Source organism: Bacteroides sp. (assembly GCF_028690125.1).
Taxonomy (GTDB): Bacteria; Bacteroidota; Bacteroidia; order Bacteroidales; family Bacteroidaceae; genus Bacteroides.
The window spans coordinates 1-24,510 of sequence record NZ_JAQVBV010000049.1; the positions used below are offsets into that span (position 1 = coordinate 1).

Genomic DNA, 24,510 nt, shown 5'->3' on the forward strand with positions numbered 1-24,510 from the left:
TGATTTTGCACAGAAGAACCCCGAAGTAATTAAGACGGTAGCGAAGATTGCAGCCGGGTTAGTGGGGTTAAAGGCGGGCGGATTGATAGCAAAACTTGGCTTTTTACAGGTCAAGGGTGGCATATTACCTTTGGTCGGAGTAATTGCAGCCGTGGGCGGTGCTATCTATATGGTATCTACCCACTTGGACGAAGTACGAGGGTTTATACAAAAGACTTTCGGGGACGAGGGATTAGCCGTATTTGACAAGCTATGGGGGATTATTACCCAAGTAGGAACGGCGATAAAAGACGCATTCTTTACGAGCGGGTCGGGCGTATTAGATACCTTAAAAGGGGTATTGCCGACAATTATTAACACGCTACAGACAGGATTACTACCGTTGTTGCCTATGATAGCAAATTTGTTTATGCAAATTATACCGCTGATAGGGCAACTTGTAACGGCAATACTTCCAGTGTTAGGACAACTAATTAGCGTAGTTATAACCGTTTTAGCGTCACTGATAGCGGAGATTCTCCCGGTTATCGTTCAACTTATATCGGCAATACTACCGCTGATATTGCAAATTATACAAAGCGTACTACCAATATTTATACAGTTGGTAAATACAATCGTACCGATTTTGACACAGATTATACAGGCGGTACTACCTGTAATTATTCAACTTATTCAAACACTTTTGCCAATAATCATGCAGATAATAGAAACGGTATTACCTGTAGTGATAAATTTACTTAACACGCTATTGCCGATATTCAGCACAATTATACAGGCGATTTTACCGCCACTATCGGCATTGCTTACGGCTCTGATACCTGTTATCACATTGGTAGCGGAGATATTCGCAAACGTGTTAGGGTCAGCCTTACAAAGTATTGCAGCTATCGTAACAAACGTAATGGGAATTTTCCAAGGTCTGATAGACTTTATCACAGGCGTTTTTACAGGTAATTGGTCGCAAGCTTGGGAGGGTGTAAAAAGCATTTTTAGCGGAATTTTCGGAGGATTAGGCGAGATATTCAAAGCACCTTTCCGAGCGATTGTATCCGTGATTAACACAGTAATACAGGGTCTTAATAAACTGAAAGTGCCGGATTGGGTGCCGGGTATTGGAGGTATGGGTATCAATATACCGCAGATTCCGGGATTTGCAAAAGGTACGAACAGTACACCTAATACATTCGTAGCAGGAGAAGAGGGACCAGAGTTAATAACAAACGCACCAAACCGAAAAGTATTTACCGCAGCACAGACAGGACAGATTTTTAATAATATGTCAAAGGCTCAAAATCTCAATTCAGCCAACGGAGTAAATGCGAAACTTGGAGGGGCAGGAACTATTACCCTACAGGTAACAAATAGTCCAACGGTTGTAATGCAGGGCGGAGATACAAACGGAATTAAGGCACAGTTGGCACAGTATGACGAGGGATTAGCCGTATTTGACAAGCTATGGGGGATTATTACCCAAGTAGGAACGGCGATAAAAGACGCATTCTTTACGAGCGGGTCGGGCGTATTAGATACCTTAAAAGGGGTATTGCCGACAATTATTAACACGCTACAGACAGGATTACTACCGTTGTTGCCTATGATAGCAAATTTGTTTATGCAAATTATACCGCTGATAGGGCAACTTGTAACGGCAATACTTCCAGTGTTAGGACAACTAATTAGCGTAGTTATAACCGTTTTAGCGTCACTGATAGCGGAGATTCTCCCGGTTATCGTTCAACTTATATCGGCAATACTACCGCTGATATTGCAAATTATACAAAGCGTACTACCAATATTTATACAGTTGGTAAATACAATCGTACCGATTTTGACACAGATTATACAGGCGGTACTACCTGTAATTATTCAACTTATTCAAACACTTTTGCCAATAATCATGCAGATAATAGAAACGGTATTACCTGTAGTGATAAATTTACTTAACACGCTATTGCCGATATTCAGCACAATTATACAGGCGATTTTACCGCCACTATCGGCATTGCTTACGGCTCTGATACCTGTTATCACATTGGTAGCGGAGATATTCGCAAACGTGTTAGGGTCAGCCTTACAAAGTATTGCAGCTATCGTAACAAACGTAATGGGAATTTTCCAAGGTCTGATAGACTTTATCACAGGCGTTTTTACAGGTAATTGGTCGCAAGCTTGGGAGGGTGTAAAAAGCATTTTTAGCGGAATTTTCGGAGGATTAGGCGAGATATTCAAAGCACCTTTCCGAGCGATTGTATCCGTGATTAACACAGTAATACAGGGTCTTAATAAACTGAAAGTGCCGGATTGGGTGCCGGGTATTGGAGGTATGGGTATCAATATACCGCAGATTCCGGGATTTGCAAAAGGTACGAACAGTACACCTAATACATTCGTAGCAGGAGAAGAGGGACCAGAGTTAATAACAAACGCACCAAACCGAAAAGTATTTACCGCAGCACAGACAGGACAGATTTTTAATAATATGTCAAAGGCTCAAAATCTCAATTCAGCCAACGGAGTAAATGCGAAACTTGGAGGGGCAGGAACTATTACCCTACAGGTAACAAATAGTCCAACGGTTGTAATGCAGGGCGGAGATACAAACGGAATTAAGGCACAGTTGGCACAGTATGACGAGGAATTTTTAGAGAAGATTAGAACAATTATTGTACAAATTCTCAAAGAACAAAAAGAACAGGAGGGCAGGGTTGCTTATGCTTAATACATATACGACAGTTTCGGGGGACACATGGGACACCATAGCGTACAAGGTATGGGGTAATGAAATGAATATGGATACTCTGATTAAGGCGAATTTGGAGCATAAGGATACCTACATTTTTTCGGCGGGGGTCGTATTGACCCTCCCGGAAATCTCTTTGGAGGTATCGGAATCATTGCCACCGTGGAAGCAGGGGGTAACGGTAAGTGAGTGATAAGACATTAGCACGGCGAACGGCGGTAAAACTCATATTCAAAGGGAAAGATATATCTAAAGACTTGTCCAAGTATCTGTTATCCCTGTCTTTTACGGATAATGAAGAGGACAAAACGGACGATATTTCAATATCGCTTGATGATAGAGAGGGTAAATGGATTAAGGATTGGTTGAACACGAAGAAAGCGGAAACCAAGACGGAAACAGTTACCACAACGTCAGAGGTTAAAGTAGGTAATATAGTGCAATTCAAGGGAGGACCTGTATACATTTCATCTATGGCAGCAGAGCCGACAGTAAACAGGGGAGCGAGTAAGTGTAAATGCACAATCGCAAATTCAAACGCACACCCATATCACTTAATCTCACAGGACGGACAGAGGGTTTACGGTTGGGTCAATGCTTCAGACGTTGAGGGAGAAACAGTTACCACAACCAAAACAACTAAGATACAAGATAAAAGAGCCTTTAAGGGTACAGAAATACACGCTATGATAATTCAGAAAAACCCATATACCAACGGAAAGGATAAAGTGTTGGATTGCGGAGTATTTGAGATTGATAGCGTAAATTACACAGGGCCACCGCAGAAGCTTAGTATTAAAGCTACGTCAATTCCTTACAAGACAAAGTTACGGCAGACAACCTATAGCAAGAATTGGGAAAACACGACATTAAAGAATATTGCGACCAAGACGGCAAAAAGAAGTAATCTAAAGATCATGTACCTGTCAAATTCAAACCCTGTATATAAGCACAAGGAACAAAAGAATATGACGGACATAGCTTTTTTGAAACGATTATGCAAACGAGCGGGAATATCTTTAAAGGTTACATCTAAGACAATCGTATTATTTGACGCAGCAGATTTTGAGAAGAAAAACGAGGTAAAAAAGATAAAGGCAGGAAAGGGAAACATAATTAGTTACAGTTTCTCTACAAAGACGGCAGACACCGCCTATTCGTCCTGTCACGTTATTTATACAGACCCGGACACAAAACAGGTAATAGAATACACTTACACACCAGAGAACGCCAATACAGACGGTCAGACGCTAGAGGTAAAGCAAAAGGTAACAAGCGTAGAGGAAGCAAAGGAACTAGCAAGAAAATCGCTTAGAGCGAAGAATAAAGGCGAAACAACGGCAGAGTTTACCTTAATTGGAGATGTGGACTATGTAGCAGGTATTACGGTAAGGGTATACGGATACGGAGAATTTAACGGTAAGTATATCGTAGAACAGGCAGGGCATACGGTTACAGGAGGATACAAGGTAAATATAAAGTTGCGTAGTTGCTTGGAGGGATATTGATTGAGCAAATTTGATGATAACGACATACAGGAATTAAAGGACATTATAAGCATAGGCATAGTAAGTAGCGTAAATGTGCCGAAAATGACCGCTAGGGTAAAAATACAGGACACAGGGACCGTTACAGGGGACTTAAAGATAGTTCAGAACAAACCGACAGTAGTAATTGAGTTAGAAAAGGGAACTTGCGAGGGAGAATTTAAAGCGGTTGTTTCTCCTTGGAAGCCTACAGTAGGTCAATGGGTAGTTTGTATATTTAAGCCGGACGGGGACGGGGACGGTTTTATTTTAGGAGGTATCTAATGGCTAAAATCGGAACACTTGGGGATATTGTGTTTAAGGTATCGCAGAACACGGTAAGAACCTTTGAAGATTTGCAGATTGAAAGCAAAACGAATTATGCGAAACATACAAGGCATAACAAAAAGCCGTTGTTGGAATTTCAGTACAACGATACGGACACCGCAAGCTTTTCTATGTACCTATCGGCTTACCTTGGCGTTAATCCTATGTCAATGCAAAACAAGATAGACAAGTACAGGAAAAAAGGAAAAATTCTTACATTGGTTATAGGAGGTAAGAAATACGGCACAAAATGGGTAATAACAGGACATTCAAAGGGATATAAGAGGTACGACAACAAAGGAAACCTACTTATAGCAGAAAGTAAAATATCCTTGGAGGAATACCCGGAAAGGTAGGCAATTATGAGTATAGTAGTGGACACGACAGAAACGGTAGACTTAAACATTTTGCCGACCACGGTAGAAGAGGAAGTAATACAAAACCTTTGGTTGCTATACTCTTCCTTGGAGTATGATTGTCCGCTTGACAGAGGTTTGGGAATGAAAGCGGATTACATAGACAGACCAATAGAAACCGCAAAGGCTTTAGCAACGTCAGATATATACGAAAAAACAGAAGCTTACGAGCCAAGAGCGGAGATAGTAGATATTTCCTTTTCGGCAGATCATGAAAATGGAATATTAAAACCAATCGTGGAGGTAGAAGTAAATGGCGAATACGACAACGAGGAATATACCGAGTAACCTACCCGAGGTAGAGTTTGTAGATACGGACACAGAAGCACTTACAAACAAACTGATAGCAGGATACGAGGAACTAACAGGGAGGACGCTTTACCCGGCAGACCCTGTAAGAATTTTTATTTTATGGGTAGCGAGTATTATAGTACAGGAAAGAGTACAGATAAATGAATCGGCAAAGCAGAATTTACCGAGATTTGCAGTAGGAAGCAACCTTGATTCTTTAAGTGAGATTTTCCACAACGTATCAAGATTAGAGCCACAGGCAGCAAAGACAACACTTAGATTTTATATCACAACAACACTTACCGAAGATTATATTATATCGGACGAATTAGAGGTAACGGTAGACGGGAATATAAATTTTGTGACAAGTGGCTATCTTAATTTCAAGGCAGGAACGGACTACGCAGATGTACAGGCGGTATGTACAAGCCTTGGAGAGATTGGAAACGGCTTTAGTCCGGGACAGGTAAATAAACTTGTTTCAGATGAATTTTTATATTTCAAAGAAGTATCAAACACTACCGAAAGCGAGGGCGGAAGTGAAGAGGAAAGCGATACCACATACTACAACCGAATGAGGGAAAGCGAGGAATCTTACACGACAGCCGGGGCGAGAGGGAGTTATAAATACCACGGTAAAACGGTATCGGCTCTAATTAGTGACATATCGGCAGAGAGTCCACAGGACGGCATAGCGGATATTAGAGTTATGCTATACGGCGGAGAATTGCCGGATAAAGAGTTGTTGGACGAGGTACAGAAGTATTTAAGTGCAGATGATATAAGACCTATGACAGATAAGGTAGTAGTATCCGCCCCGGATACAGTGGCATTTAACATAAATGCAACATACTACATAGCGTCAGATAAAGAAAGCAGCACACAGGAGATAAAGGCAGCGGTTGAAAGTGCAACCGAAAACTACATACTATGGCAGACTCAAAAAATGGGGCGGGATATTAACCCGTCCTATTTTAATGCAATGCTTATGGAATCGGGAATAAAGAGGGTAGAAATAACAGAGCCGTTATTCACAAAGATACCAAAGGGAAGCGTTGCAGTTATTGGGACCAGCAACGTAACCTTTGGGGGTGTAGAAGATGAATAATTTAAAGGAAAGCGATTTTTTAAGCGCATTTCCACCCGCTCTAAAGAAAAATGAAACATTTCTTACACTTGGGAAGCTGATAGCGGAGGAACTACACACAACCGCACAGGAAGCAGAAAAAAATATAATATACGCCAATATAGATAGCCTTTCGGAAACGTGGTTGGATATATTGGCGTATGATTTGCATGTTGATTGGTACGACTACGATTACCCAATAGAAGCCAAGAGAGCGGTAATAAAGGATAGCGTAAGGGTACATCAAAAAATAGGAACTAAGGCAGCGGTTGAAATGGCTTTAGGAAATATACACCCTCTTAGCGAAATCGAGGAATGGTTTGATTATGACGGAAAGCCGTACAGGTTTCGTATTGTACTTGATACAACAAAATCAAGGGTACAGGCAGACTATGACGAGATTATAAAGACGGTGGATATATATAAACGTCTAACGGCTCACTTAGACGGATTATATTATCAATGCTCTATGTCAGTGGTTGTTTTGCCAACAACAGAGTATTTTCTATTCAGAACACCAATGACAGGGCAACTAAAGACAGGTACAGAGCCTTACAGAAACCGAGAGGGTGCGGTTGCGAATGGAAACGTAATAATTGAGCCAACGGCAGCAGGACACCGAGTAGAAGCGATTAGGACAGGTACAAAGCCGGATAGAAATATTGTATTTTCCATACAGGATAGCGGTATTGTGACCGATTCGGACACACAGGATTATAGATATAAAAGCAATCAGACAGGAAAAGCAACAACAGGTACTACGCCTTATACATCTACGGTGGGCGGTGCAGCAACCGAGGGAGTAGATACACAAACCGAGGGAAAAAGTTATAAATTCGATTCCGATTTTACAGGCACAAAGCCGGACAGAAATATTATGTTTCTATCCGAGGAAGTGGCAGCAGTTGGAGAAACGGAAGCGGATAACTATATATTCGATAATGCCTTTACAGGTACTACGCCACATAAAAATATTGTCTATGCAGAGGGAGAAAATGAAGTAGTAGCAGATTCCGAAACGGATAACTACGGATACGATACCTCAATGACAGGACAGGCAACAACAAGCACAGAACCAAGCAGAGCCGTAGAAACGGCAAGAGAAGAAAAAGGCATTGCACAAACGGCAGATACCGAAAGCTATCAATATTCAGTAAAAAGATGTGGTAGCAACGGTTTAAGCAAATAAAAGTAAAGGAGAAAAAGAAATGCTTACAGAAAGAGCCTTTGAGAGTTTCAAGAAATTTATTGAAACAAACATTGCCTACGCCAAGGTAGAATACGGCGGAGTATTACACAAAGCCAGTATTCAAACAAAGGAACGATTGAAAGACGGCAGAGTAGCGTTAAGTATTTCCATAACCCCGGAGGTATCGGGTACAACGACAATCACAAAGATACAGTTGTACGATATTTCTAATCAGTTATGGGCGGAAAAGTCGGAATCAATCAAGTTAAAAGGGGTACAAGAGGGCGTATTGTACCGTTTTAGTTTCAATTTCAAAGAAGAATAGGAGGTAGGACAAAATGGGTTTATTCAAGGTTTGGAAAGATCATGTAACGCAGTATTCCAATCGTTACAAAGAAGTGCGAAACGCAAACGGCACAATAACCCACGAAGCCGTTGAGGGCGAGGTAATCCAAGAGGGTACACCGCAGAACGCTAAGAATTTTAACGATATTGAGCAGCGTTTACTTTCAGCCGGGGAAGTGGCGAACATTGCACTTATGGAAGCAATGACCGCAAACCAAAAGGCAGAGGGATTAACAGGCGAAGTGGTAGAAACCACACTAACCAACACAAAGGAGTATCCTTTTAACAATTCAAAAAAGACATTGGCACTTGTGAATACAAGGGGAACATTGGACTATACCGTAACAGTGGAAGCGGAAACGGCAGACGCAGGAGGTATAGGAGAAATCAAAGTAACCGATAAGCGGTTAAACGGCTTTAAAATCGAATACACAGGCACGGCAAAGAGCGTAGCGATTAAGTGCTATGTACAGGGAGGTTACAACTAATGGCAAATGTGATTATCAGAAATGAAGAAAGAAAAGTACAGACGGAAGCAGTATTACAGGCTTACGGCGTAAGAGGACAGGCAACAACCGTACAGAGAGAAGCAGCGGAACATATTGCTATGCGTTCTAACGAAGCCTACGCACAATTACAGAGAATGGGAGGTAAGAAATAATGGCAGCTAAGATTATTGTTATTGAAAAAAATGAGGGCGAAAAAATCGCCTATGCAATCTCTACAACAAAAATCACTTTCGGAGATGATGAGTTAATGGTAAATCTCAAGACCCGAGAGCGTGACGAAGAGGTAACATTAGATATTTGCAAAGATACACAGAACGGATTGACCGTTGGGGTAAACACAGAAGCAAGAGAGTATGTAGCACAGGTAACTATCCCGGCTAGAGAATACGAGATTGTGGATACGGGAAAACAGGACGAGAACGGTAACGAGATCATGGAGAAAAACCCGGTAGCGTTCGATATGGCAAAATGCACATTAACATTATGGGCGTTAATTTAATCTAAGGAGGATAAAGAACAATGGCAAATTTTGACGATTTACAGGGTGCAGTAGCACAGTTTGGTGCAGGAAACAAAGTTATTTTTGATGATATTGGTATGCCTAGCATTATGGTTGGTCTGCCTAAAATGAAATATAGTGACATTATCACAGGCGGTACAGATGAAGTTATCCCATTTTGGGTAGTTGACGGAGAAGAGAAAAACACTATTTGGGTTTCTAAGTTTCAGAATATCGTAGAAAACGAACGTGCTTACTCTCTTGGTATGAAATTACCAAAGAACTATATCACATTCGACCAAGCAGTAGCAGCTTGTAAAGCAAAGGGCAACGGTTGGCATTTAAACCAAACAGGTATCTTTGCTTGTATTAACCTGTTATCACAGAAGCTTGGGACAGTACCACACGGAAATACCAACTACGGAAAGGATTATTACCACGCTTACAAACATGGTATTCAGCCGGACGGAGAAACACAGAGAACCTTAACAGGAAGTATGGGGCCGGTATCAGCACATAACTTTGACAATTCGGGCATTTTCGATATTAACGGCAATGTTTGGGAGTGGACGAACGGACTTAGACTTATGGACGGAGAAATTCAGATTATCCCTTATGGAAATTCTATGAAGATTGATTGTGATGTATCCGCAGGCTCTACGCTTTGGAAAGCTATCAAGCCGGACGGAACTTTAGTAGAACCGGGTACGGCAGGTACATTAAAAATTGACGGTACAGCAAGTGGAAATTATCAGCCAAGAATAAATACAAGTGTAACAGTGCAGACAACGGATAGCACATACGGACAAAAAGCATTTAAGGACTTGGCAGCAGTAAGCGGGGTTTCAATTCCAAAACTGTTAATTGCTCTTGGGTTATTCCCAGATTCCGGGGCAACATACGGAAATGACAATATTTGGGCGAGAAACAACGGGGAAAGGTTGCCTATCCGTGGGTCGGCGTTCAGCCATACTTCTTATTCGGGTCCGTCCGCTCTCAACTTGTCTCACCCTCGTTCCGACTCGAACGTCAGCCTTGGCTTCCGCTCCGCTTTTCGTGAACTGTAAACTGTAGACTGAATAACTGATAGGGTGTGCGATAGCACACCCTTTATAAAAAATCATTATACAGACAGGGGAAACAATGGAAACGCAACAGGAAGCACAGGACGAACAGGAAGCCAAGGTAAACCATAATGGTAATGAAAAGTTTGAAATAAAAGAAAAAATCTATGAAATGATTTTGTACGGAAACCCGAGATTAAAGAACTTTCCGAAAACAGAAAGATACATACTAGCAGGAGATATAAGAAAGTCAATGTATGCAGCGTTGGAAATGGCGGTAAGACTTGAAAAGAAATATCACAAGAAAACCACGCTACAGGATTTGGATATTGAAATAGATGTATTAAGGAATCTGCTACGCCTTGCAAAAGACCCAAACCTATACCCGAACCAAAAGCCTTGTTTAGATTTTCATACTTGGGAAGTATGGATAAGAAAGGTAGACGAAATCGGTAGAATGATAGGCGGTTATATGGAATGGGTTAATAAAGGGGCGAAGTAGAAGCCTTTTATATACATTGGGAAATAATCATAATTAGTTACGGTGGTTGCCTATCCGTGGGTCGGCGTTCAACAATACTTCTAATTCGGGTCCGTCCGCTCTCAACTTGAATAACCCTCGTTCCAACTCGAACGACAACATTGGCTTCCGCTCCGCTCTGCCCCTAATGTCAAGAAACTTTACGGTTACGACCGTACAGGCAGCACAAAAAGGGTTAAAGGGGTTATTTTCCATTCCTAAGAGATTAGGAAAAAGATTGAATTACCGCAAAGGCAGTTAGTAAGCAGTAGCCGAAAAGAATTATATTTGTCACGTTCAAAAGGGCATACCACGAGTAGATTTGTGCGGTAAAATTAAAAAAGACAGAGGTTTGATAAATGCAAAGTATTAAAAATTTATACGAGGAAATTTACGATTTTGAGAATATCTACAAGGCTTGGGAGGAAGCAAGAAAAGGAAAGAGGTACAGAGATGATGTACTGATTTTTAATCAGAATCACGAAGAGCATTTAATAGATATTCAGAATCAGTTAATCTATGAAACGTATGAAGTAGGGCGGTATCACACGTTTTATGTGTATGAGCCTAAAAAGAGGTTAATTATGTCACTTCCTTTCAAGGATAGGATAGTACAGTGGGCGGTTTATCGGCAGTTATTCCCATTGTATGAAAATACGTTTATAAACGATTCTTACGCCTATAGAAAAGGCAAAGGGACACACAAAGCAGCAGACAAGCTACAATATTGGTTACGACAAACAGACAGGAAGCCGGAACGCTACTATTATTTGAAAATGGATATATCCAAGTATTTTTACAGGGTAGATCATGAGATATTATTAAAGATTTTAGGAAAGCGGATAAAGGACGAAAGGTTATTGCGATTACTAAGTAAAATTATAAATTGCGAAACTACACAGTTCGGGTTGCCAATGTGGAAAGAGCCGGACGAAGTAGACGTAGCCGACAGGTTGGCGGATAAAGGTATGCCAATCGGTAATTTAACCTCACAGATGTTTGCAAATATCTACCTTAACGAAGTAGACCAGTACGCAAAACATAAGTTGCACTTGCACTATTACATACGCTACATGGACGATATTATTATATTGCACAAAGACAAGAAATATTTAGCAGAGGTTAGGGACTTAATGGGAGTTTTCTTAGATGAAAAATTGCGTTTGAATCTCAATGACAAGACGGTAATACGACCTTGCAGTATGGGTATTGATTTTGTGGGTTTCAGAATATGGGCCACACACCGAAGAATGAAAAAGAAAACGGCGGTAAAAATCAAGAGGAATCTAAAAAGCCACATACGGAGGGTAAAGCGTGGAGAAGAGAGCAAAGAGAGATTAGAACGCACCATAGCGTCATACAGGGGCATATTGTCACATTGCAATAGCTACGGTATGCGTATGAGCCTTAACAAATTATTCAAGGAAAGGAGTAAATAATAATGTCACAGGCGGAAATCTTAGGTAGCGTAATTTTGGCATTGGGGACACTCATAGGGTTGTATTGTACCGTATGTAAACCAATGTTGAGTAATCAAAAGGTTATGACAGAACTTACTTGTGCAATCAAGGAATTAAACGACAAACTGTTAAAGTTAGAATCTAATAATTCAGAATCACACAGAAGATTGTACAAAAAGTTTGATGAACACACAGAAGCACTTAACGATCATGAGTTAAGGTTACACGACTTGGAAACGAGAGAGAGGTAACAGAATATGAAATACATTATTTGCGGAATCCTTGGGGCAACCCTTGGATTCCTTGTTTTTTACCTTTTGCTACGAATGGCAAACGGAAAGAAAAAAAGAAAGCCAACAGATGAAAAGAAAAAAAGAAAGCTACCAAGCTTTACAAAAATTGTATTAGTGGCAATTCTTTTCACTTATTTTATCGGCTTGTATATCGGCGTAAAAATCACACTGATAGATTATAGCCAATTCGGGGTACTTGCAACATACATAGCGACCCCGACAACTACAGTAATCGCCCTGTATTGTTGGAAAGCAAAGGCGGAAAACTTGGTTAAAATCAAACAGGGATACCCGGAGGAAACAAAGGATATTTCAGTTGATTTAAACAATATAAACATTTAATACCATAAGGAGGTAGCCACATGGCAAAGAAAGTATTTTTAGGAGTAGGTCACGGAGGAAGTGACCCCGGAGCGGTTAAGTATCTGAAAGAAGCAGACGTAAATTTACAAATGGCTTTAGCTTGTAGAGATTATCTACAGGCAAACGGCGTAGAAGTAAAAATGAGCCGTACAAAGGACGAGAACGACCCTCTTACAGAAGAGATTGCAGAGTGCAACGCATTTAACCCGGACGTAGCGGTAGATATTCATAATAACGCAGGCGGTGGGGACGGTTTCGAGGTATACCACTATCACGGCGGAGGTACTTCTAAGACCCTTGCACAGAACATTGAAACACAGGTAAAGGCTATCGGTCAGAATAGCCGAGGACTTAAAACACGCCTTAACAGTGCCGGAAATGATTACTACGGTTTTATCCGCAGTATCAAAGCACCGTCAATTATTTGCGAGGGTGTATTTGTGGACAATGCAGCAGACGCAGCACAGGCAGATACAGTAGCAGAGCAAAATAAATTCGGCGTAGCTTATGCCAAGGGAATTTTAAAGACTTTGGGAGTAGCAGACGGCGGTAGCGGTGCGAGCAATAAGCCAACATCAACGCAGGGGGAAAGTACAGGCGGTTGCCCTTATGTTGTAAGAATTAAGGCAGATGAATTAAACGTGCGTACAGGTCCCGGAATGAATTACCCTATCAATGTGAAAATTCACAAAGGGGAAGCCTACACAATCGTAGCAGAGTCCAAAAATGGTAGCACCACTTGGGGCAAGCTAAAGAGCGGAGCGGGATATATTGGACTTGGATACACAGAAAGAGTATAGGAGGTAAACAGGTATGGCAGTAACGGCAGCACAGGTAAAAAAGGTTGTTAAGGTTGCAAGCGGTATCATCTACGCCCAAGAGGGAAACTACGGTAGCGTAAATAAAAATGACAACGACCACGGTATGAGTATCGGTAAATGCCAATGGAACGCATATTGGGGCCGTGCTTTACCTTTGTTACAGACTATCGTAAATGCGGACAAGGTCCAGGCAAAAGAATTATTAGGGGACAACCTGTATAAGGAAATTGCAGAAAGCGGAGCGGACGCATGGAACAAAAAGAAGAGAGTTGCTACAGACGAGGAAGCTAAAAAGTTATCGGCTCTTCTCTCTTCCAATCAAGGAAAAAAGGCACAGGACGAATTAGCGGACGCAGACATAACCGTATATGTAAAAAATGGCGTAAAGGTCGGCGTTGTATCCTTAAAGGCTCTTGCATATTACGCAGATTTGGAAAACCAAGGCGGTAGCGGTGCAAGTAAAAGGATTGCACAGGAAGCAGGAGAAGCCGTTAAAGGGGTCGAAAAGGTAGGACTTGAAGAAATACACGCCTACGCCCTAAAAGATTCCGTAATGGGGCAATATGCAAGCCGTAGGGGCAAAGTATACGAAGCCGTTAAAGCGTCAGAACTTGCGGACGTATCAAACAATACACAGGATACCGCTACAAAGCCACAGGATACCGCTAAAACGCTATCAAAAGGCGATACGGTAACATTCACAGGCGGAGGGGTTTACATCTCTTCTACGGCACAGAACGAAGCCAAGAGAATAGAAAAGGTAAGCACCTGTAGAGTAACGGCGATTAACTTAAAAGGCTCACGACCTTATCACTTAATTTCACAGGACGGTAAAGGCGTGTACGGTTGGGTTAATGCTGATTCTATCAAAGAGGTATCTACAACCGCACAGAATGACCCTACAAGCGTTTCAAAAGGCGATACGGTAACATTCACAGGCGGAGGGGTTTACATCTCTTCTACGGCACAGAACGAAGCCAAGAGAATAGAAAAGGTAAGCACCTGTAAGATAACGGCGATTAACGCCAAAGGAACACACCCATATCATTGTATTTCACAGGACGGTAAAGGCGTGTACGGTTGGGTTAATGCAGCAGATGTAAAATAGACCGATTCGGTCACAGGAGGTTAAGAATATGGCAGTATTAAAATGGTTACTCTTAAATTGGGATTCTGTAGTATTGATTGCCTTGGTATTTGTAATCATTATCTACTTAATCAAGACAGGACAGACAAAGATTTTAAAGCAGATTGCCGTAAAGCTTGTAACAGACGCAGAGGGCGAATGTGGAAGCGGTACAGGAGTTATTAAGCTATCCGAGGTAGTAGGTAAGCTTTACGAGAAATTGCCGAGCGTAATTAGAATTTTATTCACGGAAAAGCAGTTGGTACAGATTACGGAAAAAGTGTTGGAGGAAGCTAAGAAAAAGTGGGAAACCAACGAAAACGTAAGTACATATATTGAGAATAAGAAGATTACAACCGCAACGGCGATTACTGTATTAGGGTCGGTAGACGAGATCATGACGGCAGGAGAAGAGAAAACAGAATAACGCACAACAAAATGTGCATAATGTGGATAACAAAAACCCCCTTGGCGTGTGCCTTGGGGGTTATTTTTATTTAGTAATGTAAAATAACAGGTTTACGGTTTTCATAGTACATAATGGACATTGTACGAGCAACCGGGTTTTCAAAATTAAAAAACTCTATGCTTATGTCATTAGCACCGACAGCGTCAAACACAAGACTATTATCATCAGTTCCATAAACTGAATCAAAATCATAACTATTTAAGAATGGTGCTAAACAATCGTGAGCGATTGTAGCGTTGCTGAAAGATTTTACAAGGTTTTTAATATCGAAAAGTGTAAATGGGTTTGTCATAGTTAAGACCTCCTGTATGTGAATGTTGTTTGCTTGTTCCTTATAATGCTATTATATACTTATATAAGTATATACGCAACCCGGAATAATAGACAAAGATACTTATATAAGTATAGTGAAAGCTTGTGCAATATGTATACTTGTATAAGTATATGCTATGTGGTATGATTAAGAAAATCAGATAAAGGAGGTTTAGACGTTGGCAGAAGAAAATAAAACAGGCGGAAAGCCTGCCACAAAGGCAAAAAACAAGTGGAATAAAGAAAATTATGATTCTTTTCTACTCACTTCCATACCAAAAGGAAGAGCGGAAGAGTGGGCGAGAATAGCCAAAGAGTTAGGATATAAAAGTAGAAATCAGATGGTAGTTGCAGCAGTGGAGGAAAAAATAAAGAAAGAAAGGTAAGAAGTGAAAGATAAAGAAACGACAATAGAATCAATAGGATACGATACAATAGAAAACCAAGAGTTTTTTAAATGCAAAAAGTGCGGAGATGAATATATATTAAAAGGGTTTGTTTTCTGCCCGAATTGTGGGAGAAAAATAAATTATGCAAGTGAGGGAATGAAATAATAAATTAAAGGCGGTAAACCAAGAGAAATCAAGGCTTACCGCCTTTTGTGTCCGATTCGGTCACATTGTCGTACTAACAAGGACGCACCGACAGGAGCGGTAGAGATAGTACAACAAAGGCTATAAAAATACTATCTCTATATTTTTATCGTTATCTATGATGATTTTATCTATTATGCTACACCATAAGGTACGGCGTTCTTGGGGCGTAAGAGATTCGTAAATACTTTTAATATCAGTATCAAGAAAATCACGGACAGGGGACAAGTCTTTTTTGGGCGGTTCGGCAGAAGTTGTAATAGCTTCCAACTCTTCTTTATATCCCTCGTATTCCGTGCGGTAATCCTCAATATCTATCAATTCATTTATATACAATTCTTTTAAGCGTTTCATTTTGGCTTTTATTTTGCTTGGGTCTGCCTTTGGGACCGGCTTACTTAAAGTCAACTCGTAATTTGCTATATACTTTTCCAACTCTGGCTTAATATTATCCAACAAATAAGATTCTATAAAGGTTTCAGATGTACCCTTGCTATGGGTGCAGGAACGGCTAAGAGTATATACATTGCAACGATAATAGGTAATATCCTTGTACCTTGGGTCTTTTCTGATAGTGGTATTTGCTACAAGGGCGTGTCCGCACTCCTTACATTGAACCAATCCCGAAAAGACATAAAAGCGGTTATTAGGACGTTTTTTAACATTGCGTTTAGTAAGCACCTGTATACGGTCAAAACGTGACGGCTCTATAATCTTAGGGCAATAGTCGGGGTTTCCTCTGTATTCTCCTTTGTAAAGAGGATTGGACAACGCCCGGGCGATAGTTTCATAACAAAAATAGCGGTTGTATTTATCTATGAGATACAGGAGAGTGGCACGTTTAGAATTATGCAATTCAAAATAATCAAACATATCATTAGCGATTGCAACAGTATCATGATCTATGATAACTTTATTTCCCTCTCCAATGGTTAGACCAATAGGTAAGCTACCTGTAATAGCTTCTCCTTTCTTAACTTTTAGACGGAATACGTCTTTAATACGGTCACTATCCCGGTCGGCTTCATCTTGTGCAACGGATAAGCGGATATTCACGTTAAGTTTACCGTTAGTGGTTTCCATTTCATAGCGTTCCAAGGCAGTAAGCCAAGTAATGCCGTTATTATCAAGTATTTCCTGTATCTTATAAAAGTCTGCAATATTACGAAACCAACGGTCAAGCTTAGTAAAGATGATGTAATCAAACTTGCGTAATTCTACATCACGAAGCATACGCACAAATTCCTTACGCTTGTTAAATTTCTTTCGGGCCGTGTGTCCCTCGTCAATATAAATATCAATGACCTGTAGGTTATGCTCTAGGGCGAAAGCTTTTAAGTCCTCCGTTTGTGCTTCTGTGGTATCGCCAAACTTGGCTTGCTCTTCCTTGGAACAACGGACATATAGGGCAGCACGTTTAAACTCTATTGAGGGGTAATGTTGGTAGAAATGATGTTTAGACAATCATAGCACCGCCTTTCTTAGAAAAATGGGTACAAAAATCAAAACCATTTGAAAGACTATAGGAATTATGCTATAATTTATTTGCGTTTAAATCAAATTCCTTTGTCTAACAGAGGTTTTAAGAAAGCCGTTCACTACTCCAATAGTGAGCGGTTTTTCTTTTGTTTATTTATTGCAGTTATTCAATTCATATCTCAACCTATAAATATGTTTGCAAGGCAATTTCCTAACAACAAAATCACGACAAGTACAAGAATTTAAGGTTGTAACATATGGAGATTTACCCGAACCGCTAAAAAGTGCGGATTCATCAGCGTAGTTAATTTCTGTAGGTTTACACTTAGAAGTCATACTACTTTTTTGACGCTTTATTTGGTCGGGGTCAGCGTCAATATCAGCGGAATTTTTAAGAGTATCAAGTTTTTCTTTGTCAAAAGTAGGACGTTTTATTATCTCTATATAGCCTAACTCAACCGCTAGACGGTAGATGTGTTTACAAGGGAGTTTTCGAGATTGAAAATCTTCACAGGTGCAGCTTGTTAAAGTTGTTTCGTAGAAAGGAAGAATACTCGTACTTGAAAAACGTGCGGTTTTAGTATGCTTATCTACATCAAAGGTAAAAGGATAAGTCATAGACCTACCTTGCCTGTCAATTTGGGAATCATCAGAGTGTATAGAATTATCCCAATCAGACCAATTTTTAATAATGTGACATCTACCAAAAGTAGACTTATTTACATTATCCATAAACAACCTCCTTATTTTAGCCTGCAAACCTCTTAGATAAAATATTGTCAATCATATTTTTATCTTTTTGTTGACGTTGTGTATTTTTAGTGATATATTTAATGTGCAAGCAAGAAAGGACGGTGTGTTATGAAAGAACGCTTAAAAGGATTAAGGAAATGTTTAGGATTGAATCAAGAAGATTTCGGCTCTAAGTTAGGTTTGACCCGCTCTGCTATATGCAATTACGAGAATGGTTCTCGTGCTTTAATGGAGCAAACCATTTTATCTATCTGTAGGGAATTTAATGTAAATCGTTCTTGGTTGGTCGAGGGCGTAGGGGAAATGTTTACCAATCTCCCGGAAACAATCTTGGACGAATTGGCTTTACAATTTGAATTATCAGACGGAGAAAAAGACTTGGTAGCAGATTTTTGTAAGCTGCCAAAAGAGCAAAGAACTATAGTTATGAATTTCCTTAGAGGTAAAAAATAAGGGTCGGTTGCCCGACCCTTTGCCTTTACTCTTTTGTATATATGTATTCTACAAATTGGTGGATACGTTCCAACTTCTTTGTATCATTTATACGCAAGAGCATTTCAATGATTGATTTTCGTAACTTTTCTTTCATTGTGCGTTTAAACCTCCTTTGTACGGTTGGTATTATACCACTCCGTACCGGGTTTGTACCGCCTGTAGTTACGATTTCCAATATGTTGGAAAATATTTTACTTGTACTCGCTATCATAAAGGTCGCTTATACGCATTTCAAGAGCCTTTGCGATTGCTTCCAACTGTTTTATAGTTGGGTGTACCCTCCCATTTTCTATATTATTGAGGGTGCTTTTGCTTATCCCTGTCTTTTGGGATAATCTTACCAAGGTCACATTTTTATCATTTCTCGCCTGCCAAGTTAGTATTTTCATGCTACACCTCCTACGATCTACACGGCGTGTATTATGATATACACATAGCAAACAAAACAATACACATAGACCGCATTAAGAAAGGAGGGCAAGCCTATGTTAGATACAACTTTAAACAGAACACAAGACATTACATTACAGGCAGAAAGAGAAAAAAGAGAAGCTACAGAATTTATTGAAATTCTCAAAACTATGTCTGAAAGCGAAAGACAGCAGGTTAAAGGCGTAATGATTGGTATTCAGTTATCCAAGGGTACAATCAGAACGGCATAAGACATTCAGATATAGGAGGACTTGGGAAATTGAGTTTAGACGAAGAGTTTAACCGACTTTATCTTGATTCCCCTGTAGAAGTTCAAAAGAAATTCGACAAGCTACAGGGGGACAAGGTAAAGGCAAGAGAACTAGCGGACGCATTCGGGAGCATTGCGGTAGAAGATATTACAGGCTTGGCGGTGTCTGTGGAAATATTAGAAATGGCAGCAGAATTTTTGTTGCAAGATTGCAAGCAGATTAGACAGGCAGCAGTTGAAATAGCAGAGGAAGAGAGGGCAGCAGATGAACTTAGAACAGGCTCAACGCTTTTATGATACCTTGGCTATGCTGATTGGAAAAAGAGAGGGCGTGAATATCCGGGCAACCGTCACACCAAGAAAGGAGGGTCAGCATGGCAAACAGGGCGGAGAAATTCGTAGTAGTGTACCGCAATGTGAGGAAGTGCGAGTTTCATAATATCGGGAAATACATAGTAGCAACAACGGTTATAGGTGGCTCTACCTTTTGCGCGTTCTTTGATTCGGGATTACATACCGAGGAAAGCATAAAAAGGCGTGGAAGCATTAAGTTACATTCGATTTATTCAAAAAAATAGGAGGGTCACAATGACAGAGAAACCAAAATGTACAGAGTGCGAACATTGTAAAGATCATGCACCAAGCATAAATACGAGAGGGGCGTTTAGTTATGAACACCCAAACCAAAGGTATATTATAGATTATTTTGCAGAACACAAAATACAGAAAATGCCCGGCTTTATAAATTTTGGAAAGCCATACGAAACCAAGCCGAGTATTAAAACGTCCCCGGCTTGGTGTCCAAAGAAAGCAAAGGAGGTAGGAAATGGAAATACCAAACATTAAAGAGGATAACGTAAGAAATTATTTCATTCTTGCAAGCTTACACCCGGAATTACCAACTATTCCAATGGTTGAAACAGAGGTAGTAGCCGGAGATGATGTTAGCCGTTGGAGTGCGGTAATGGGTAAGGCAGAAGTTAGGGAGTACACAATACAGGAAATGTATACAGATAGTATGTGTTATGTGTTCAAGGATAAGCTACAGGACTTCAAGGACTTCTTAGCAAATGACGGAATGAACCCAATAGAGATAGAGGACACGGTAGAGCGGATAGAATGGGTAAAAGCTATTTTCCTCAATATTGACGTTGGGGGTGTCTGATATGAACAGGGCAGACTTTGAAAAATACTTAGGAAAGTTTGTAGAAATAAAGCTATTTGACGGAGAAATTATTAAGGGTTGTTTGAGAAAAACAAAGGACGAGTTTTTTAAAAATGACCCAAACTTATATCTAAAAAAGAATTATTACTTTGTGACAGGCAGTAGAGAATCGAGGATATGTATAAGCACACTCTTTAGGGTGTCACACGTTACGAGAATAAAGGAGGTATAGAAAGTTGAAATATAGAGGGTTGGCATACAACAGGGCGGAAAGTTCACATTACTATGTGTACGGCTTGCCGTCCTATGGGTTTGAAACGGACGAGATAGCGGAGATTGGGACCGTAGACGGAGAGTTTATAGACATTAACCCCGGAACGCTTGGAAGAGCCACAGGATACAAGGATAAAAAAGGTATTGAAATGTATACAGGAGATATTACAAGCCTTGAAGTGGACGGAAAGAAGCGAAAATTTGAGGTTGTGGAAGTCAATACAGACAGGGAATACAACACGTTAAAAGGGTTTGACGGAAAGACGGTTAAGGTACGCTTACAGGGCGTTGTAGCCTTTAAATGGGTCACAGGCACAGAAACATACTACCTACTTCCTTGCGTGGACGATAAGGGCGTATGCGACACCGAGAGAATGGAAATAGTGGGAGATATTCACACACAGGCAGAAAGGAGCAGTAGGCAGTAAATGAAGCTAAAAGAATTAACGGAGATCATGTCACAGGCGGACTTGATTAGGATATTGGAAGAGGACAATACAGAACTTTTTGCAGGCTATATAGGTAACATAAGAAGTTGCAAAAATATAGAGGAAGTGGCGGAAAGGGAAGTAAAGAAGTTTCACTTAATGATTGATACAAACCACAGGCAGTACATAGAGAAAGGCTTAATGCCACCAATGCACCAGGAGTTCATACCGCAGTATGAGGGTAAAGATTTAAGAATGACAATTTATAGACAGATTATATTAGAGAAAAGCGTAAAAAAAGAACTTGTGTAGTGACTTACACAAGTTCTTGATACATTGCCTTATAGCAATATTTAAACCTACTCAAATTATGCTATAAGGCTTGTAGAAAGTCAACTATTTTCCCTTTTCCGAACGTGCAGGACGGCACGTTTTGGACCTTGTATGGGGTATTAACATCTCGACCATATATAATATATATACTTATATAAGTATGTATAGGTATATAAGTATATGGAGGGATAGTTATATAAGTATATAAGGATATAGGAGGATAAAAGTATAAGGAGAGTACCAATATGGCTAAGAGAAACTTTGTTAGAGAGAAGAGAATCTATTGCGGTAAAGAATGGTTAGAGGTTGATATTGTTCCTGTTACGAACATACCCGAAGCAGGTATAGAGAAAAAAGAAAAATCAAGTAAAAAGCAAAAGAATCTGAATGATAAAAACAGTAAGAGAAAATTCGTACAGGTAGCAAACGCCAATTTTACCGAGGAAGATTTGCACATATCCGCAACCTATGACGATAAGCACCTACCTAAGACCTTGGAGGAAGCAGAGAGAAACGTACACAACTATTTAGACAGGGTTAAAAGGCGTATGAAGAAAGTAACAGGACAAGATTTAAAATATATGCTTGTTACAGAGTACACCCCGGAAGATGAAGAGGAAGAGGATAAAAAAAGCACTGATAAGAAAACCAAGGCGGTGCGTATCCACCACCACATTATCATTAACGGAGGGTTAAGCCGTGATGATTTAGAGATCATGTGGACACACGACAGGATAAATTGGAAAAAGCTTGAAAATGACCCAAAATACCGCAGAAGTATCACGTTATTAGGCTATGTGAATTGCGACAGATTGCAGCCTAACGAGAACGGTATAGAGGGATTGGTTAAATACATAGACAAGCGTAAAAAAGGTTGCAAAAAGTGGTCTACCTCACAGAATCTTGTAAAGCCTGTAGTAAAGAAAAACGACCATAAGTACAGTTTCAGAAAGCTTAGAGAATATGCTAAGTACCCGGAAGATAAAGAGGTATGGCGTAAGAGATACCAAGGATACGAGCCAACAAAGATAGAATTTGTACACAACGACTATACAGGGTGGAGCGTATACCTACGATTGCGGAAATTGGAGGGGATAGAGTGAGATACACCGAAGAGGAAGAAAAAGAACTAAACGCACAACTTGGAAAGTGGCAGAGAAGAGCGAAACGGTTAATATTAAGCGATTATTACGATTGCATAGCAGACAGGCTAAACGATTTGAATTACACGGCATTAACGGCGGTAACAAATGCAGAAACGCATAAAGATATAAATTTCTCTCTTTGGAATAGCGGACTAATCGAAAGCACACTTGATAGGATAGCGGAATTGATAAACGAAGCACGAAGAGAGAACAGGAAAGGAGGTAGAAAATAGTAGCAGAGGAATTTAAAACGCTTGAAAGCCTTGAAAAGAAGCAGAAAAACGAAATACCAAGCAATATTTGGGAAACCGATTGTAAATACTGTCAGTTTAGGAATTCAGAGGAAAATTTTAAGTATGGCAGCAGAAAGAATAGGCAAGAAAGACCCTGTAGGTTGGAGAGATTCAAAGGGAATCGCGGTATATGGGATAGCGAGAGCCAAGAGTACAAAACGGAACACGAGGTATACACAGAACATTGCGGTAGCGTAAGACCTTACGAGGGTTTCGGAATATGTGCAACCTGTCATTATCACAACTCTTTTGCAGATGATACAGAGTATTGTACACACCACGAGGGACCACTAAACAGGCGTAATACAATGCCTTGGGTACACGCAGGGTACAGTAATAAGATTACAAGCTTTGACTATAGCTATTTCACTTGCGACAGATATAAGGTGGATAGCAACCGTTGGGGCATAGGGAAAGACGGATTGATTAAAAGGGCGTTGGAGGGAAAAATACCAATGAATTTTAACCCGGACACAATGCAACCGTTGGACTATATAGGCGGAGAGTCTGTAGAAGAGTGGAAAGCACGGCAGCAGAAACACGAAGCAGAGAAGCCAGAGCATAAAAAGAAAGTCGCACTACAGGACTTAATAAAAAGCAAGATAAAGAAAGCAGAGGTAGAAAATGATAGCAACGATTGATTTTGAAACAACAGGCTTTAAAGCAGGAGAGGACGAGATTTTACAGGTATCCATAATTGACGAGGAAGAGAACACCTTACTTAACGTGTATTGCAAGCCAATACACAAGACGGAATGGATAGAAGCCGAGCGGGTAAATAAGATTACGCCTTTAATGGTTTATAACGAATTGCCGTTTGAAAGATATGTGGATACGGTAAGAGATATTTTGAACCGGGCGGAAAAGGTAATAGCTTACAATGCAGAATTTGAAAACTCATTTCTACAGGCTTACGGAATAGAGGTAGATAAAGAAAAGTGGATTGACCCAATGTTAATATTCGCAGAGGTTTACGGACAGTGGGACGATTACCACGGTAATTACAAGTGGCAGAACCTTAGTAAGTGTGCAAGATATTACGGATACGAGTTTAAGGCTCACGATTCCTTAGAGGACGTAAAGGCTACGCTATTCTGTTATTTGAAAATGACAGGGGCAGCAGTACCAAGTATTCCAAAATTACAGAAAGGGGCGAAAGTAAAGATTGAGGAAAGGAGAAAATACTAATATGCAGCAGGCGGTATTTATGGCTCATTGCCCCTATGAGATTGGGGACAGAGTAGAAATAGTAATGATTGACGGAATGGCAGTTACAGGGTATCCAAGCCGTGTTAAGTCGGGAAAAATGACAATAACGGATATTCTTACGGTACGTTATACATATGATTAAGACAGTATTCAAATATTGGATTAAAGAGAGGTTAAAGTTTTTATGGAAGATAACAGGAAGAGGTACAAAGTAATCTGTCCTTATTGCCAAACGGTACAATATGCCTGTAAATCAATCCTACAGG

General features: G+C 40.3%; 39 protein-coding genes. 33 read left to right on the top strand and 6 right to left on the bottom strand.

Annotated features, from left to right (window positions below):
- The 14 genes from PHO71_RS21920 to avd form a co-directional block, all read left to right on the top strand.
- Positions 1 to 2,719, top strand: a 2,719-nt coding sequence (locus tag PHO71_RS21920; protein WP_300207550.1) for a hypothetical protein, incomplete at its 5' end; no start/stop codon positions are given.
- Positions 2,712 to 2,933 (top strand): tail protein X, encoded by a 222-nt coding sequence (locus tag PHO71_RS21925; RefSeq protein ID WP_300207552.1) that lies wholly within the window; start codon positions 2,712 to 2,714, stop codon positions 2,931 to 2,933. The genes PHO71_RS21920 and PHO71_RS21925, both read left to right, overlap by 8 nt.
- The gene (locus tag PHO71_RS21930) at positions 2,926 to 4,248 is read left to right on the top strand and encodes a phage late control D family protein (RefSeq protein WP_300207554.1); all 1,323 of its coding nucleotides are present in this window, start codon (positions 2,926 to 2,928) and stop codon (positions 4,246 to 4,248) included. Before PHO71_RS21925 ends, PHO71_RS21930 begins: the two co-directional genes overlap by 8 nt.
- Positions 4,249 to 4,323: 75 nt before the next feature.
- Positions 4,324 to 4,551 carry a hypothetical protein gene (locus PHO71_RS21935; protein ID WP_300207556.1) on the top strand — a complete coding sequence of 76 codons (228 nt, stop codon included), beginning with the start codon at positions 4,324 to 4,326 and terminating at the stop codon, positions 4,549 to 4,551.
- Positions 4,551 to 4,949 (top strand): phage tail protein, encoded by a 399-nt coding sequence (locus PHO71_RS21940; RefSeq protein WP_300207558.1) that lies wholly within the window; start codon positions 4,551 to 4,553, stop codon positions 4,947 to 4,949. The genes PHO71_RS21935 and PHO71_RS21940 overlap by 1 nt, the downstream gene beginning before the upstream one ends.
- Before the next feature lie 6 nt (positions 4,950 to 4,955).
- Positions 4,956 to 5,297: a hypothetical protein gene (locus tag PHO71_RS21945; RefSeq protein WP_300207560.1), complete on the top strand. Its 342-nt coding sequence runs from the start codon at positions 4,956 to 4,958 to the stop codon at positions 5,295 to 5,297.
- Positions 5,263 to 6,408, top strand: a complete 1,146-nt coding sequence (locus PHO71_RS21950; RefSeq protein ID WP_300207562.1) for a baseplate J/gp47 family protein — start codon at positions 5,263 to 5,265, stop codon at positions 6,406 to 6,408. The genes PHO71_RS21945 and PHO71_RS21950 overlap by 35 nt, the downstream gene beginning before the upstream one ends.
- On the top strand, positions 6,401 to 7,615 hold the full coding sequence (locus PHO71_RS21955; RefSeq protein WP_300207564.1) for a phage tail protein I: 1,215 nt from the start codon (positions 6,401 to 6,403) through the stop codon (positions 7,613 to 7,615). The genes PHO71_RS21950 and PHO71_RS21955 overlap by 8 nt, the downstream gene beginning before the upstream one ends.
- 19 nt (positions 7,616 to 7,634) lie before the next feature.
- Positions 7,635 to 7,940 carry a hypothetical protein gene (locus PHO71_RS21960; RefSeq protein ID WP_300207566.1) on the top strand — a complete coding sequence of 102 codons (306 nt, stop codon included), beginning with the start codon at positions 7,635 to 7,637 and terminating at the stop codon, positions 7,938 to 7,940.
- Between the two features lie 13 nt (positions 7,941 to 7,953).
- The gene (locus PHO71_RS21965) at positions 7,954 to 8,448 is read left to right on the top strand and encodes a hypothetical protein (RefSeq protein ID WP_300207568.1); all 495 of its coding nucleotides are present in this window, start codon (positions 7,954 to 7,956) and stop codon (positions 8,446 to 8,448) included.
- Positions 8,448 to 8,621, top strand: a complete 174-nt coding sequence (locus tag PHO71_RS21970; RefSeq protein WP_300207570.1) for a hypothetical protein — start codon at positions 8,448 to 8,450, stop codon at positions 8,619 to 8,621. The genes PHO71_RS21965 and PHO71_RS21970 overlap by 1 nt, the downstream gene beginning before the upstream one ends.
- Positions 8,621 to 8,968 (top strand): hypothetical protein, encoded by a 348-nt coding sequence (locus PHO71_RS21975; protein ID WP_300207572.1) that lies wholly within the window; start codon positions 8,621 to 8,623, stop codon positions 8,966 to 8,968. Before PHO71_RS21970 ends, PHO71_RS21975 begins: the two co-directional genes overlap by 1 nt.
- Before the next feature lie 20 nt (positions 8,969 to 8,988).
- On the top strand, positions 8,989 to 10,035 hold the full coding sequence (locus tag PHO71_RS21980; RefSeq protein ID WP_300207574.1) for a hypothetical protein: 1,047 nt from the start codon (positions 8,989 to 8,991) through the stop codon (positions 10,033 to 10,035).
- A gap of 76 nt (positions 10,036 to 10,111) precedes the next feature.
- A complete protein-coding gene (gene avd, locus PHO71_RS21985) occupies positions 10,112 to 10,534 on the top strand; it encodes a diversity-generating retroelement protein Avd (protein ID WP_300207576.1) in 423 nt (140 codons plus the stop codon).
- A 33-nt stretch (positions 10,535 to 10,567) separates the two neighbouring features.
- Here avd and PHO71_RS21990 read toward each other — a convergent pair whose 3' ends face one another.
- Entirely contained in the window at positions 10,568 to 10,768 is a 201-nt protein-coding gene (locus tag PHO71_RS21990) for a hypothetical protein (RefSeq protein ID WP_300207578.1), read from the bottom strand.
- Between the two features lie 143 nt (positions 10,769 to 10,911).
- Here PHO71_RS21990 and PHO71_RS21995 point away from each other — a divergent pair, with 143 nt between their 5' ends.
- The 5 genes from PHO71_RS21995 (at position 10,912) to PHO71_RS22015 (ending at position 15,042) form a co-directional block, all read left to right on the top strand.
- Positions 10,912 to 11,991 (top strand): reverse transcriptase/maturase family protein, encoded by a 1,080-nt coding sequence (locus tag PHO71_RS21995; RefSeq protein WP_300207581.1) that lies wholly within the window; start codon positions 10,912 to 10,914, stop codon positions 11,989 to 11,991.
- A 278-nt stretch (positions 11,992 to 12,269) separates the two neighbouring features.
- A complete protein-coding gene (locus tag PHO71_RS22000) occupies positions 12,270 to 12,647 on the top strand; it encodes a hypothetical protein (RefSeq protein ID WP_300207584.1) in 378 nt (125 codons plus the stop codon).
- A gap of 20 nt (positions 12,648 to 12,667) precedes the next feature.
- Positions 12,668 to 13,468, top strand: coding sequence for an N-acetylmuramoyl-L-alanine amidase (locus tag PHO71_RS22005; RefSeq protein WP_300207586.1), 801 nt, complete (start codon positions 12,668 to 12,670; stop codon positions 13,466 to 13,468).
- A gap of 13 nt (positions 13,469 to 13,481) precedes the next feature.
- Complete coding sequence (locus tag PHO71_RS22010) at positions 13,482 to 14,597, top strand: hypothetical protein (RefSeq protein WP_300207588.1); 1,116 nt, start codon at positions 13,482 to 13,484, stop codon at positions 14,595 to 14,597.
- A 28-nt stretch (positions 14,598 to 14,625) separates the two neighbouring features.
- Positions 14,626 to 15,042, top strand: coding sequence for a hypothetical protein (locus PHO71_RS22015; protein WP_300207591.1), 417 nt, complete (start codon positions 14,626 to 14,628; stop codon positions 15,040 to 15,042).
- 70 nt (positions 15,043 to 15,112) lie between these two features.
- Here PHO71_RS22015 and PHO71_RS22020 read toward each other — a convergent pair whose 3' ends face one another.
- Positions 15,113 to 15,376 (bottom strand): hypothetical protein, encoded by a 264-nt coding sequence (locus tag PHO71_RS22020; protein WP_300207594.1) that lies wholly within the window; start codon positions 15,374 to 15,376, stop codon positions 15,113 to 15,115.
- A gap of 199 nt (positions 15,377 to 15,575) precedes the next feature.
- Between PHO71_RS22020 and PHO71_RS22025 the strand changes: the two genes are divergently transcribed.
- Positions 15,576 to 15,782 (top strand): hypothetical protein, encoded by a 207-nt coding sequence (locus PHO71_RS22025; RefSeq protein WP_300207596.1) that lies wholly within the window; start codon positions 15,576 to 15,578, stop codon positions 15,780 to 15,782.
- A gap of 3 nt (positions 15,783 to 15,785) precedes the next feature.
- On the top strand, positions 15,786 to 15,950 hold the full coding sequence (locus PHO71_RS22030) for a hypothetical protein (protein WP_300207599.1): 165 nt from the start codon (positions 15,786 to 15,788) through the stop codon (positions 15,948 to 15,950).
- Positions 15,951 to 16,070: 120 nt separating this feature from the next.
- Here PHO71_RS22030 and PHO71_RS22035 read toward each other — a convergent pair whose 3' ends face one another.
- Both PHO71_RS22035 and PHO71_RS22040 read right to left on the bottom strand, forming a co-directional pair.
- Positions 16,071 to 17,453, bottom strand: a complete 1,383-nt coding sequence (locus tag PHO71_RS22035; protein WP_300207602.1) for a recombinase family protein — start codon at positions 17,451 to 17,453, stop codon at positions 16,071 to 16,073.
- Positions 17,454 to 17,618: 165 nt separating this feature from the next.
- Positions 17,619 to 18,200, bottom strand: coding sequence for an SWIM zinc finger family protein (locus tag PHO71_RS22040; RefSeq protein WP_300207605.1), 582 nt, complete (start codon positions 18,198 to 18,200; stop codon positions 17,619 to 17,621).
- A 129-nt stretch (positions 18,201 to 18,329) separates the two neighbouring features.
- Between PHO71_RS22040 and PHO71_RS22045 the strand changes: the two genes are divergently transcribed.
- A complete protein-coding gene (locus PHO71_RS22045; RefSeq protein WP_300207607.1) occupies positions 18,330 to 18,674 on the top strand; it encodes a helix-turn-helix transcriptional regulator in 345 nt (114 codons plus the stop codon).
- A gap of 25 nt (positions 18,675 to 18,699) precedes the next feature.
- On the opposite strand, the gene PHO71_RS22050 is transcribed toward PHO71_RS22045, so the two are convergent.
- Complete coding sequence (locus PHO71_RS22050; RefSeq protein ID WP_300207610.1) at positions 18,700 to 18,927, bottom strand: hypothetical protein; 228 nt, start codon at positions 18,925 to 18,927, stop codon at positions 18,700 to 18,702.
- On the bottom strand, positions 18,908 to 19,105 hold the full coding sequence (locus tag PHO71_RS26295) for a helix-turn-helix domain-containing protein (protein ID WP_367279925.1): 198 nt from the start codon (positions 19,103 to 19,105) through the stop codon (positions 18,908 to 18,910). The genes PHO71_RS22050 and PHO71_RS26295 overlap by 20 nt, the downstream gene beginning before the upstream one ends.
- Positions 19,106 to 19,201: 96 nt before the next feature.
- On the opposite strand from PHO71_RS26295, the gene PHO71_RS22055 reads away from it, so the two are divergent.
- The 11 genes from PHO71_RS22055 to PHO71_RS22105 all read left to right on the top strand — a co-directional run bounded on the left by PHO71_RS22055 (position 19,202) and on the right by PHO71_RS22105 (position 24,386).
- Positions 19,202 to 19,378, top strand: a complete 177-nt coding sequence (locus PHO71_RS22055) for a hypothetical protein (RefSeq protein WP_300207612.1) — start codon at positions 19,202 to 19,204, stop codon at positions 19,376 to 19,378.
- 29 nt (positions 19,379 to 19,407) lie between these two features.
- Entirely contained in the window at positions 19,408 to 19,695 is a 288-nt protein-coding gene (locus PHO71_RS22060; protein WP_300207614.1) for a hypothetical protein, read from the top strand.
- A 291-nt stretch (positions 19,696 to 19,986) separates the two neighbouring features.
- Positions 19,987 to 20,244, top strand: coding sequence for a hypothetical protein (locus tag PHO71_RS22065; RefSeq protein ID WP_300207616.1), 258 nt, complete (start codon positions 19,987 to 19,989; stop codon positions 20,242 to 20,244).
- Entirely contained in the window at positions 20,225 to 20,563 is a 339-nt protein-coding gene (locus PHO71_RS22070; RefSeq protein WP_300207619.1) for a hypothetical protein, read from the top strand. The genes PHO71_RS22065 and PHO71_RS22070 overlap by 20 nt, the downstream gene beginning before the upstream one ends.
- 251 nt (positions 20,564 to 20,814) lie before the next feature.
- Complete coding sequence (locus PHO71_RS22075) at positions 20,815 to 21,264, top strand: YopX family protein (RefSeq protein WP_300207622.1); 450 nt, start codon at positions 20,815 to 20,817, stop codon at positions 21,262 to 21,264.
- Complete coding sequence (locus tag PHO71_RS22080; protein ID WP_300207624.1) at positions 21,265 to 21,576, top strand: hypothetical protein; 312 nt, start codon at positions 21,265 to 21,267, stop codon at positions 21,574 to 21,576.
- A 266-nt stretch (positions 21,577 to 21,842) separates the two neighbouring features.
- The gene (locus tag PHO71_RS22085) at positions 21,843 to 22,700 is read left to right on the top strand and encodes a hypothetical protein (RefSeq protein ID WP_300207626.1); all 858 of its coding nucleotides are present in this window, start codon (positions 21,843 to 21,845) and stop codon (positions 22,698 to 22,700) included.
- The gene (locus PHO71_RS22090) at positions 22,697 to 22,975 is read left to right on the top strand and encodes a hypothetical protein (protein WP_300207629.1); all 279 of its coding nucleotides are present in this window, start codon (positions 22,697 to 22,699) and stop codon (positions 22,973 to 22,975) included. The genes PHO71_RS22085 and PHO71_RS22090 overlap by 4 nt, the downstream gene beginning before the upstream one ends.
- A 161-nt stretch (positions 22,976 to 23,136) precedes the next feature.
- Positions 23,137 to 23,676, top strand: a complete 540-nt coding sequence (locus PHO71_RS22095; RefSeq protein ID WP_300207631.1) for a hypothetical protein — start codon at positions 23,137 to 23,139, stop codon at positions 23,674 to 23,676.
- Positions 23,660 to 24,223 carry a 3'-5' exonuclease gene (locus PHO71_RS22100; protein WP_300207634.1) on the top strand — a complete coding sequence of 188 codons (564 nt, stop codon included), beginning with the start codon at positions 23,660 to 23,662 and terminating at the stop codon, positions 24,221 to 24,223. The genes PHO71_RS22095 and PHO71_RS22100 overlap by 17 nt, the downstream gene beginning before the upstream one ends.
- A 1-nt stretch (position 24,224) precedes the next feature.
- Positions 24,225 to 24,386: a hypothetical protein gene (locus PHO71_RS22105; protein ID WP_300207636.1), complete on the top strand. Its 162-nt coding sequence runs from the start codon at positions 24,225 to 24,227 to the stop codon at positions 24,384 to 24,386.
- The last annotated feature ends 124 nt before the right edge of the window (positions 24,387 to 24,510 follow it).

Coding starts and splice junctions, on each gene's coding strand:
- PHO71_RS21925 (WP_300207552.1), top strand. CDS start 2,712: ATGCTTAATACATATACGACAGTTTCGGGGGACACATGGGACACCATA.
- PHO71_RS21940 (WP_300207558.1), top strand. CDS start 4,551: ATGGCTAAAATCGGAACACTTGGGGATATTGTGTTTAAGGTATCGCAG.
- PHO71_RS21945 (WP_300207560.1), top strand. CDS start 4,956: ATGAGTATAGTAGTGGACACGACAGAAACGGTAGACTTAAACATTTTG.
- PHO71_RS21950 (WP_300207562.1), top strand. CDS start 5,263: ATGGCGAATACGACAACGAGGAATATACCGAGTAACCTACCCGAGGTA.
- PHO71_RS21955 (WP_300207564.1), top strand. CDS start 6,401: ATGAATAATTTAAAGGAAAGCGATTTTTTAAGCGCATTTCCACCCGCT.
- PHO71_RS21960 (WP_300207566.1), top strand. CDS start 7,635: ATGCTTACAGAAAGAGCCTTTGAGAGTTTCAAGAAATTTATTGAAACA.
- PHO71_RS21965 (WP_300207568.1), top strand. CDS start 7,954: ATGGGTTTATTCAAGGTTTGGAAAGATCATGTAACGCAGTATTCCAAT.
- PHO71_RS21970 (WP_300207570.1), top strand. CDS start 8,448: ATGGCAAATGTGATTATCAGAAATGAAGAAAGAAAAGTACAGACGGAA.
- PHO71_RS21975 (WP_300207572.1), top strand. CDS start 8,621: ATGGCAGCTAAGATTATTGTTATTGAAAAAAATGAGGGCGAAAAAATC.
- PHO71_RS21980 (WP_300207574.1), top strand. CDS start 8,989: ATGGCAAATTTTGACGATTTACAGGGTGCAGTAGCACAGTTTGGTGCA.
- avd (WP_300207576.1), top strand. CDS start 10,112: ATGGAAACGCAACAGGAAGCACAGGACGAACAGGAAGCCAAGGTAAAC.
- PHO71_RS21990 (WP_300207578.1), bottom strand. CDS start 10,768: ATGGAAAATAACCCCTTTAACCCTTTTTGTGCTGCCTGTACGGTCGTA.
- PHO71_RS21995 (WP_300207581.1), top strand. CDS start 10,912: ATGCAAAGTATTAAAAATTTATACGAGGAAATTTACGATTTTGAGAAT.
- PHO71_RS22000 (WP_300207584.1), top strand. CDS start 12,270: ATGAAATACATTATTTGCGGAATCCTTGGGGCAACCCTTGGATTCCTT.
- PHO71_RS22005 (WP_300207586.1), top strand. CDS start 12,668: ATGGCAAAGAAAGTATTTTTAGGAGTAGGTCACGGAGGAAGTGACCCC.
- PHO71_RS22010 (WP_300207588.1), top strand. CDS start 13,482: ATGGCAGTAACGGCAGCACAGGTAAAAAAGGTTGTTAAGGTTGCAAGC.
- PHO71_RS22015 (WP_300207591.1), top strand. CDS start 14,626: ATGGCAGTATTAAAATGGTTACTCTTAAATTGGGATTCTGTAGTATTG.
- PHO71_RS22020 (WP_300207594.1), bottom strand. CDS start 15,376: ATGACAAACCCATTTACACTTTTCGATATTAAAAACCTTGTAAAATCT.
- PHO71_RS22040 (WP_300207605.1), bottom strand. CDS start 18,200: ATGGATAATGTAAATAAGTCTACTTTTGGTAGATGTCACATTATTAAA.
- PHO71_RS22045 (WP_300207607.1), top strand. CDS start 18,330: ATGAAAGAACGCTTAAAAGGATTAAGGAAATGTTTAGGATTGAATCAA.
- PHO71_RS22050 (WP_300207610.1), bottom strand. CDS start 18,927: ATGATAGCGAGTACAAGTAAAATATTTTCCAACATATTGGAAATCGTA.
- PHO71_RS26295 (WP_367279925.1), bottom strand. CDS start 19,105: ATGAAAATACTAACTTGGCAGGCGAGAAATGATAAAAATGTGACCTTG.
- PHO71_RS22055 (WP_300207612.1), top strand. CDS start 19,202: ATGTTAGATACAACTTTAAACAGAACACAAGACATTACATTACAGGCA.
- PHO71_RS22065 (WP_300207616.1), top strand. CDS start 19,987: ATGACAGAGAAACCAAAATGTACAGAGTGCGAACATTGTAAAGATCAT.
- PHO71_RS22070 (WP_300207619.1), top strand. CDS start 20,225: ATGGAAATACCAAACATTAAAGAGGATAACGTAAGAAATTATTTCATT.
- PHO71_RS22080 (WP_300207624.1), top strand. CDS start 21,265: ATGAAGCTAAAAGAATTAACGGAGATCATGTCACAGGCGGACTTGATT.
- PHO71_RS22085 (WP_300207626.1), top strand. CDS start 21,843: ATGGCTAAGAGAAACTTTGTTAGAGAGAAGAGAATCTATTGCGGTAAA.
- PHO71_RS22100 (WP_300207634.1), top strand. CDS start 23,660: ATGATAGCAACGATTGATTTTGAAACAACAGGCTTTAAAGCAGGAGAG.
- PHO71_RS22105 (WP_300207636.1), top strand. CDS start 24,225: ATGCAGCAGGCGGTATTTATGGCTCATTGCCCCTATGAGATTGGGGAC.